2 protein-coding genes are annotated in these 10,527 nt (G+C 76.5%); both read left to right on the top strand.

The features are described from left to right. Positions 1–27: 27 nt before the first annotated feature. Positions 28–3,636: a type I polyketide synthase gene (locus AC5L34_RS29375; protein WP_494827891.1), complete on the top strand. Its 3,609-nt coding sequence runs from the start codon at positions 28–30 to the stop codon at positions 3,634–3,636. 44 nt (positions 3,637–3,680) lie between these two features. Continuing rightward, positions 3,681–10,527 (top strand): SDR family NAD(P)-dependent oxidoreductase (locus AC5L34_RS29370; RefSeq protein WP_494827890.1); only part of this gene is annotated, 6,847 nt, incomplete at its 3' end.

The following is a 10,527-nucleotide window of genomic DNA, read 5'->3' as shown; positions in this document are numbered from 1 at the left end:
TTGTGGGAGTTGTTGGCGTCGTGGGGTGTGCGGGCGGATTTCCTGGCGGGTCATTCGATTGGTGAGGTGACGGCCGCGTACGTGGCGGGGATGTTGTCGCTGCCGGATGCGTGCACCCTGGTGGCGGCGCGGGGTCGGTTGATGCAGGCGTTGCCGGCTGGTGGGGTGATGGCGGCGGTCGGCGCCTCCGAGGGCGATGTGCGCGGGGTTATCGATGCTGCGGGTGCCGGGGTGGACGTCGCGGCGGTGAACGGTCCGGCGTCGGTGGTGGTGTCGGGTGCCGCCGATGAGGTTGCGGTGGTGGTGGGGACTTCTCGCGAGCGGGGCTGGCGGGTCAAGGAGTTGTCGGTCAGTCACGCGTTCCACTCGCGGTTGATGGAGCCGATGCTCGACGAGTTCGCGTCGGTGGTGGCGGGGCTGGACTGGCAGTCGCCGCGGGTGCCGATCGTGTCGAACGTGACGGGTGCGGTGGCGGACGCGGGGGAGATCACCGATCCCGCCTACTGGGTGCGGCACGTGCGGCAGCCCGTGCGCTTCGCCGACGCCGTACGCACCCTGCACCAGCAGGACGTGACGCACTTCCTGGAGGTCGGCCCCGACGCCGTGCTCACCGCGATGGCGCAGGACTGCGTCGAGGAGACCGGCGACGTCCGGTTCACCGCCACGCTGCGCGCCGGCCACCCCGAGGCCGACACGCTGCGCACCGCCCTCGCCGAGCGGTACGTCACCGGCGGCCACGTCGACTGGGCCGGGTACCTCACCGCTGCCGGGGCGCGGCCCCGCACCGTCGCCCTGCCCACGTACGCCTTCGACCACCAGCGCTACTGGCTGAACGCCACCACCGGCGACGCGGGCGCGCCCGGGCTGGGCGTCCGCCCCGTCGACCACGCGCTGCTCGGCGCCGCCGTACGCGTGGCCGACGACGACGTACGGGTCTTCGGCACCGAACTCTCCGTGCGTACGCACCCGTGGCTCGCCGAGCACGTCGTCTGGGACTCGGTCGTGGTGCCCGGCGCCGCCCTGGTCGAGATGGTCCTGCACGCGGGCGCGCAGGTCGGCTGCGACACCCTCGACGAGCTGACCCTCCAGGCGCCACTCGCGCTCGCCGAGCAGGGCGCCCGTGCGGTGCAGGTGAAGCTGGGCACGGCGGACGAGGAGGGTCGCCGGCCCGTCACCATCCACTCCCGGGCCGCCGCCGACCCGGACGCCGAGTGGGACCGCCACGCGGTGGGCGTCCTCTCACCCGCCGTACCGCAGCCCGACGGGTCCGACCCGTCGCCATGGCCGCCCACCGCCGCCGCCGTCGTCGCGGTCGACGGGATCTACACCGAGCTGTCCCGCCTGGGCGTCGAGTACGGCCCGCTCTTCCGTGGCCTGCGCGCCGTCTGGCGTACCGACGACGAGGTGTGCGCCGAGGTGGCGGTGCCCGACGGCGCCGAGGTCACCGGCTTCGGCATCCACCCCGCGCTGCTGGACGCGGCCCTGCACGTCGTCGGCCTGCTCGACGAGGGCGGGGATGCCTCCGGCGTACGCCTGCCCTTCGCCTGGACCGGCGTCACCCTCGCGGCCGTCGGCGCGACGGCACTGCGGGTCCGCGCCCGGCGCAGCGGCGGCGGCGTCACCCTGACCCTGACCGACCCGGCCGGCACCCCCGTCGCCCGCATCGCCTCCCTGGTCTCCCGCCCCGTGACCGCCGACCAGGTACGCGGCGCCGGCGCGGCCGTCGACTCGCTGTACGACGTCGTCTGGCAGAGCGTGCCGCCGGGCGCCCCGGCGACCGGCCGCGCGGTGCTCCTCGGCGACGCCCCGTCCGACCTGTCCGGACTCCCCAGCTACGGGCTCACCGCGCTGGCCGAGGCGGTCGACGTCGGCCTGCTCGACGAGGAACTGGTGCTGCTCGCCGCGTACGCCGACGAGGAGCGCGCCCCGGTCCCCGCCGCGACCCGCGCCCGCCTCGCCGCCGTGCTCGCCGCCGTGCAGGGTTGGCTCGCCGACGACCGGCTGGCGCAGCGGCGGCTGGTCGTGCTGACCCGCGGGGCCGTGCCCGCCGGCGACACCGGCCGCGCGGTCGACCTGCCCGGCGCGGCGGTCTGGGGCCTGCTGCGCTCGGCCCAGGCCGAGCACCCCGACCGTCTCGTGCTCGTGGATCTCGACGGGGCGGGGCGACCGCAGGCCGGCACGGTGGACCTGGTGGCCCGGGCGGTCGCCACCGGCGAACCCCAGCTCGCGGTCCGCGCCGACGGGGTGCTGGCGCCCCGGCTCACGCCCGCCGCCCTCGACGCGGCGCTGGGCGCCGACCTCGACCCCGACGGGACGGTCCTGGTCACCGGGGCCACGGGTGCCCTCGGCGGCCTGCTGGCCCGGCACCTGGTCACCGCGCACAAGGTGCGCCACCTGCTGCTGGTCAGCCGGCGCGGCGCGGACGCCCCCGGCGCGGCGGAGCTGCTGACCGAGCTGACCGCGCTGGGCGCGCACGCCCGGCTGGTGGCCGGCGACGTGGCGGACCGGGACCGCCTCGCCGCACTGCTGGCCGACGTTCCCGCCGAGCACCCGCTCACCGGCGTGGTCCACGCCGCCGGCGTCCTCGACGACGCGGTGATCTCGGCGCTGACCCCGGAGCGGATGTCCGCCGTGCTGTCCGCCAAGGCCGACGCGGCCTGGCACCTGCACGAGCTGACCCGTGGACGGAACCTGTCGACGTTCGTCCTCTTCTCGTCGGTCGCCGGCGTGCTCGGCGGACCCGGGCAGGGCAACTACGCCGCCGCGAACGCGTTCCTCGACGGCCTCGCCCACCACCGGCACGCAGCGGGCCTCCCCGCCACCTCCCTGGCCTGGGGCCTCTGGGCCGCCGACAGCGGGATGACCGGCAACCTCGACGTCGCCCAGCGGCAACGGATGAGCCGCAACGGCCTCAGCCCGCTCGACACCGACCAGGCCCTGCGCCTCTTCGACGCCAGCCTGCGCGGCGGACGCCCCCACCTGGTGCCGGCGGTGCTCGACCCCGCCGCGCTGCGCCGGCAGGCCGACGCCGGCCAACTCCCGGCGCCGCTGCGCGGCCTCGTCCGGGCCCGGCGGCGCGTCCTCGGCGGCGGCGACGGCGGGCCGTCCTTCGCGCAACGCCTCGCGGCCACGCCCGAGGCCGAGCGCGGCCGGCTGGTGGAGGACCTGGTCAAGGCGCAGGTCATCGAGGTGCTGGGCTACCCGCCGGCCACCGTCGTGCCGTCCGGGCAGACGTTCACCGGGCTCGGCTTCGACTCGCTGACCGCCGTGGAACTGCGCAACCGGCTGACCACCCTCACCGGGATCCGGCTGCCGGCGAGCCTCATCTTCGACTGCCCCACGCCCGCCGCCCTCGCCGACTTCCTGCTGGTCGACGCCGCCCCGCCGGCACCCGAAGCGGGCCTGCTGGCCGAGCTGGACCGGCTGGAGGCCGCGTTCGCCGCGACCGGGCCGGAGGAACTGGAACGACTGGCCGGCGACGACGAGACGCGGACGGCCGTGGCGGTCCGCCTCCGGGCGCTGGTCACCAGGTGGAGCGACGCCACCGACCGGCCGGCCGACGTCAGCCAGGCCCTCGACGAGGCCTCGGACGACGAGCTGTTCGACTTCATCGACCAGAAGTTCGGCCGATCCTGACCACGAGTCCGCCGCTTGCCCCTTAGCGACAGGTGATCAACCCGATGGCGAACGAAGCCAAGCTCCGCGAGTACCTCAAGCGCGTCACCGCTGACCTGCACGAGACCAGCGAACGCCTGAGGGCCGTCGACGAGCAGAACCACGAGCCGATCGCGATCGTGGGGATGGGCTGCCGCTACCCGGGCGGGGTGCGGACCCCCGAGGCGCTGTGGCGACTGGTCGAGTCCGGCGTCGACGCCGTCACGCCGTTCCCCGCGGACCGGGGCTGGGACGTGGAGAACCTCTACGACCCCGACCCGGACGCGCACGGCAAGTCGTACACCCGCGAGGGTGGCTTCCTGCACGACGCCGGCGAGTTCGACGGCGGGTTCTTCGGCATCTCGCCCCGCGAGGCGCTGGCCATGGACCCGCAGCAGCGCCTGCTGCTGGAGGTCGCCTGGGAGACCGTCGAACGGGCCGGCATCGCCGCCGACTCGCTCAAGGGCAGCCGCACCGGCGTCTTCACCGGCGTCATGTACCACGACTACGTCTCCCGCCTCAACGGCGTGCCCGAGGAGGTCGAGGCGTTCGTCGGCACCGGCAACCACGGCAGCGTCGTCTCCGGCCGGATCGCGTACACCTTCGGATTCGAGGGCCCGGCGGTCACCGTCGACACCGCCTGCTCGTCCTCGCTGGTGGCGATGCACCTCGCCGTGCAGGCCCTGCGCTCCGGCGAGTGCACGCTCGCGCTGGCCGGCGGCGTCACCGTCATGTCCAGCCCCGACACCTTCGTCGGCTTCAGCCGCCAGCGCGGCCTGTCCCCGGACGGGCGGTGCAAGTCCTTCGCCGCCACCGCCGACGGCACCGGCTGGAGCGAGGGCGCCGGGCTGCTGCTGCTGGAACGGCTCTCCGACGCCCAGCGCAACGGCCACCGGGTGCTCGCCGTGGTGCGCGGCAGCGCCGTCAACCAGGACGGCGCCTCGAACGGCCTCACCGCGCCGCACGGCCCGTCGCAGCAGCGGGTGATCCGCCAGGCCCTCGCCAACGCCCGGCTCGCCCCGGCCGACGTGGACGCGGTGGAGGCCCACGGCACCGGCACCCGCCTCGGCGACCCCATCGAGGCGCAGGCGCTGCTCGCCACGTACGGCCGGGACCGGGCCGACGACCAGCCCCTGTGGCTCGGCTCCATCAAGTCCAACCTCGGGCACACCCAGGCCGCCGCCGGCGTCGCCGGCGTGATCAAGATGGTCATGGCGATGCGCCACGGCCTCCTGCCGCGGACCCTGCACGTCGACGAGCCGTCCCCCCACGTCGACTGGTCGGCCGGCGCGGTGAGCCTGCTCCGCGAGCCGCGCCCGTGGCCGCGCGCCACCCGGCCCATGCGGGCCGGCGTCTCCTCGTTCGGCGTCAGCGGCACCAACGCCCACGTCATCGTCGAGGCCGCCCCGCCCGCGCCGCAGCCGACCGCCGGCACCGACGCGGTCGCCGGGCCCGACCCGCTGCCGTGGGTCGTCTCCGCGCGCAGCGCCGCCGCGCTCGGCGCCCAGGCCGACCGGCTGCGCTCCTGGCTCGCCGAGCACCCCGACGCCGCGCCGGCCGCCGTGGGCCGGGCGCTGGCCACCGGGCGGTCCGTCCTGGAACACCGGGCGGTGGTGCTGGGGGCCGACCGGGACGAACTGCTCGCCGGGCTCGGCGCGCTGGCCGACGGCGTCCCGGCGGCGTCCGTGCGGCGCGGGGTCGCCAGCCCCACCCGGGTCGCCGTGCTCTGCACCGGCCAGGGCGCCCAGCGGGTCGGCATGGGCCAGGGGTTGTACGCCGCGTTCCCGGCCTTCGCCGAAGCCTTCGACGCCGCCTGCGCCGAGCTGGACAAGCACCTGGACCGGCCCGTACGCGCCGTGCTCGACGGCCCCGCCGACGTGCTCGACCGCACCGGGTACGCCCAGGCGGCGCTGTTCGCCGTCGAGGTGGCGGCCTACCGGCTCGTCGAGTCCTGGGGCGTCGTGCCGGACTTCGTGGCCGGGCACTCGGTCGGCGAGGTGGCCGCCGCGCACGTCGCCGGCGTGCTGTCGCTGCCCGACGCCGCCCGCCTGGTCGTCGCCCGTGGCACGCTGATGCAGGCGCTGCCCACCGGCGGCGCGATGGTGTCGATCCGCGCCACCGAGACGGAGGTACGCGCGCACCTGGCCACCGTCGGCGGGGCGGCCGGCGTCGGGCTGGCCGCCGTCAACGGCCCGGATTCCGTCGTCGTCTCCGGCGACGAGGACGCCGTGCAGGCGGTCGCCGAGCACTTCGCGGCCCTCGGCCGCAGCACCAGGCGGCTGCGGGTCAGCCACGCGTTCCACTCCGCCCGCATGGACCCGATGCTCGACGCGTTCGGCGACGTGCTCGGGCAGCTGACCTTCGCCGCGCCCCGGATCCCCGTGGTCTCCACCGTGACCGGCGCGGTGCTCGACCCCGACGAGGTGCGCTCCCCGGCGTACTGGCTGCGCAACGTCCGCGACACGGTCCGCTTCGACGCCGCCGTGGCGACCCTGCGTGAGCTGGGCGTCGGCGCGTACGTCGAGGTGGGTCCGGGCGGGGTGCTGTGCGCGCTCACCCAGGAGATCGTCGGCGCGGAGCAGGCGGTCTGCGCCCCGATGCTGCGCGCCGAGCACGACGAGGCGGCGACCGCCCTGGCCGCCGCGGCCACCGTCTGGGCGCGGGGCGTGCCGGTCGACTGGGCGGCCCTGTTCGACGGCCCGCCCGTGCCGGTCGACCTGCCGACGTACGCGTTCCAGCGCGAGCGCTACTGGCTGCTGCCCCTGCCACAGCCCGCCGACGTGACCGCCGCCGGACTGACCCCGACCGGCCACCCGCTGCTCGGCGCGGTGTTCCGCTCGGCCGACGGCGACGAGGTGACGCTCACCGGCCGCCTGTCCGTGGAGACCCAGCCCTGGCTGGCCGAGCACGCCGTACGCGACGTGGTGCTCTTCCCCGGAACCGGGTTCGTGGAGCTGGCGTTGCGCGCCGGCGCGGAGGTCGGCGCCGACCGGCTCGCCGAGCTGACCCTCCAGGCGCCGCTGGTGCTGCCCGAGACGGGCGGCGTCGACGTGCAGGTCGCCGCCGAGCGCACCGGCGGCGGGTCGTGGCAGCTCACGGTCCACGCCCGCCGCTCCGGCACCGACGACCTGTGGGTGCGGCACGCCACCGGTCTGCTCGCCCCGGAGCCGGGCGAGGACGGGGGCACGCTGGCGCAGTGGCCGCCGAGCGGCGCCACCGCCCTCGACGTGTCGGAGCTGACCGGGCGGGCGGCGCAGTCCGGGTTCGCGTACGGGCCGGCCTTCCAGGGGCTGCGCGCCGCCTGGCGGGTCGGCGCCGACGTGTACGCCGAGGTGGCGCTGCCCGAGCCGGCGGCCGACGAGGCCGGCGCGTACGGGCTGCACCCGGCGCTGCTCGACGCCGCCGTGCAGGCGGTCGGGCTGGGCATCGTCGACCCCGGCGAGGCCCGGCTGCCGTTCGCCTGGTCGGACGTGACGCTGTCCGCCCACGGCGCCGCCACGCTGCGGGTACGGCTGACGCCCACCGGAGCGGACACGGTGGCCATGCTGGTCGCCGACGCCGCCGGGGAGCCGGTCGCCCGGGTCGGGGCCCTGGTGTTGCGGCCCCTGCCGGCCGGGGACCTCACCTCCGGCGGGTCCCCGTGGCGTCGCTCGCTGTACCGCCTCGACTGGCCCCGGCACGCCGGCGGTGCCGGCACCACCGACGGCACGACCTGGGCGGTGCTCGGGGACCGTCCCGGGCCGCTGCCCGCCGGCCTGCCCGTCGCCCGGCACGCCGACCTCGACGCGCTGTTCGCCGCCGGGGTCCCCGACGTCGTGCTGCTTCCGGTGGCAGGCGCCGCCGCGACCGGCGCCGGCCCGGTCCACGACCTGCTCGCCGAGGTCCTCGCCGTGCTCCAGGGCTGGCTCGCCGCCGAGCGGCACACCGGCGGGTCCCGGCTGGTCGTCCTCACCGGCGGCGCCGTCGCGGTGGGCGACGACACGGACGTCACCGACCTGGCCGGCGCCGCCGTGTGGGGTCTGCTGCGCTCCGCGCAGGCCGAGCACCCCGGCCGCTTCCTGGTCGTCGACGTCGACGACCGGGAGCACTCGGCGGCCGCCCTCGCCGGCCTGCTCCGCACCGACGAGCCGCAGGCGGCGGTGCGCGACGGCGTGGTCCGCGTGCCGCGCCTGGTCGCCGCCCCGGAACCCGACGCGCCGGCGCCGTCGCTCGACCCGGAGGGCACGGTGCTGGTCACCGGCGGCACCGGAGCCCTCGGCGCGCTGACCGCCCGCCACCTAGTCACCCGGCACGGGGTCCGCCACCTGGTGCTGACCAGCCGGCGCGGGGCCGACGCCGAAGGCGCCGCCGACCTGCTCGCCGACCTCGCCGACCTGGGCGCCACCGCGACGGTCGAGGCGTGCGACGCCGCCGACCGGGCCGCCCTCGCCGCGCTGCTGGAGCGGATCGACCCGGCGCACCCGCTCACCGGCGTGGTGCACACCGCCGGCGTGCTGGCCGACCGCACCCTGACCTCGCTGACCGCCGAGTCCCTGGCCGACGTGCTGCGGCCGAAGGTGGACGCCGCCGCGCACCTGCACGAGCTGACCGCCGGCCGCGGGCTGGCCCTGTTCGTCACCTACTCGTCGGCGGCGGGCGTCACGGGCAGCCCCGGCCAGGCCAACTACGCGGCGGCCAACGCCTTCCTGGACGCGCTCGCCCACCGGCGGCGGGCCGCGGGCCTCCCCGCGCACTCCCTGGCCTGGGGTCCGTGGGTCGAGTCGGGCGGCGGCATGACCGCCGGCCTCGACCGGGCCGACACCGACCGGCTGGCCCGCGCGGGCGTCCGCCCGCTCCCCGAGGCGGACGGCCTCGCCCTTTTCGACGCCGCCCTGTCGACCGGCCTGCCCGCGACGGTGCCGATGGCGCTGGACGGGCCGGGGCTGCGCGCCCAGGCCGAGGCGGGCACCCTGCCGTCGGTCCTGCGCGGCCTGGTCCGGGCGCCCCGGCGCCGCGCCGCGCGGTCCGGCCCGGCGGAGACCGCCGCCCTGACCGAACGGCTCGCCGGGCTCGACCGCGAGGAGCGCGCCGCGGCCCTGTTGCGGCTCGTCCTCGACCAGGTCGCGGCGGTCCTGGGGTACGCCGACGCCGCCGCCGTCGAGGCCGCCCGCCCGTTCACCGAGCTGGGCTTCGACTCGCTGACCGCCGTCGAACTGCGCAACCGGCTGGGCGCGGTCACCGGCCTGCGCCTGCCCGCGACCCTGGTCTTCGACCACCCGACCCCGCTCGCCCTGGCCGACCACCTGGACGCCGAGACCGGGACCGACGCCGGCGCGCTGCCGGCCCCGGTCGCCGCCGTCGCGGCGCTCGACGAGCCGATCGCGATCGTCGGCATGAGCTGCCGCTACCCCGGCGGCGTACGCAGCCCCGAGCAGCTGTGGGACCTCCTCGTCTCCGGTGGCGACGGCATCACCGGCTTCCCGGCCGACCGTGGCTGGGACGTCGAGGACCTGTACGACCCGTCCGGCACGCGCCGGGGCAGCAGCTACGCCCGCGAGGGCGGCTTCCTGGCCGACGCCGGCGACTTCGACGCCGACCTGTTCAAGATCTCGCCGCACGAGGCCCTCGCCATGGACCCGCAGCAGCGGCTGCTGCTGGAGACCTCGTGGGAGGCGCTCGAGGACGCCCGGATCGACCCGCTCGCGCTGCGGGGCCGCCCCGTCGGCGTGTTCGCCGGCATGATGTACCACAACCACGCCGCCGGGCTGGCCGACGTGCCGGAGACCCTCGACGGCTACCTCGGCGTCGGCACGGCCAGCAGCGTGCTGTCGGGTCGGGTCGCGTACTCGTTCGGCTTCGAGGGGCCGGCGGTGACGGTGGACACCGCGTGTTCGTCGTCGCTGGTGGCGTTGCACCTGGCGGTGCAGGCGCTGCGGTCCGGGGAGTGCGACCTCGCGCTGGCCGGCGGCGTCACCGTGATGGCGACGCCCGAGACGTTCATCGACTTCTCCCGCCAGCGGGGCATGGCCCCCGACGGCCGGTGCAAGTCGTTCTCCGACGCGGCGGACGGCACCGGCTGGTCCGAGGGCGTCGGCGTGCTGCTGGTGCAGCGGCTGTCGGACGCGCGGCGCGACGGCCGCCGGGTCCTCGCGGTGGTGCGCGGCACGGCGGTGAACCAGGACGGCGCGTCGAACGGGTTGACGGCGCCGAACGGTCCGTCGCAGCAGCGGGTGATCCGGCAGGCCCTCGCGAACGCCCGGCTGGGCGTCGCCGACGTCGACGTGGTGGAGGCGCACGGCACCGGCACGACGCTGGGCGACCCGATCGAGGCGCAGGCCCTGCTGGCGACGTACGGGCAGGACCGCGACGAGCCATTCCTGTTGGGGTCGGTGAAGTCGAACATCGGTCACACGCAGGCGGCTGCCGGGGTGGCGGGCATCATCAAGATGATCTTGGCGATGCGGCACGGTGTGGTGCCGGCGACTCTGCACGTGGACGCGCCGTCGTCGCATGTGGACTGGTCGTCGGGTGCGGTGGAGCTGGTGACCGAGTCCCGGCAGTGGCCGGGCGTGGGGCGTGCGCGGCGTGCGGGTGTGTCGTCGTTCGGCATCTCCGGGACCAACGCGCACGTCATCATCGAGCAGCCGGAACCGGGTCTTGTGGCGCTGCCGGCGGGCGAGTCGGCGGTTGCGGAGTCCGTCGTGGCGTCGGGCGTGGGCGTGCCGGTGCCGTGGGTGGTGTCGGGGCGTTCGGAGCGGGGTTTGTCGGGTCAGGCTGGGCGGTTGGCGTCGTTCGTGCGGGACCGGTCCGACCTGTCGCCGGTGGATGTGTCGTGGTCGTTGGTGACGACGCGTGCGGCGTTGGAGCACCGTGCGGTGGTGTGGGGCTCGGACG

Source organism: Micromonospora sp. ZG13 (assembly GCF_059359355.1).
This window is presented reverse-complemented; position numbering and strand designations above follow the sequence as displayed.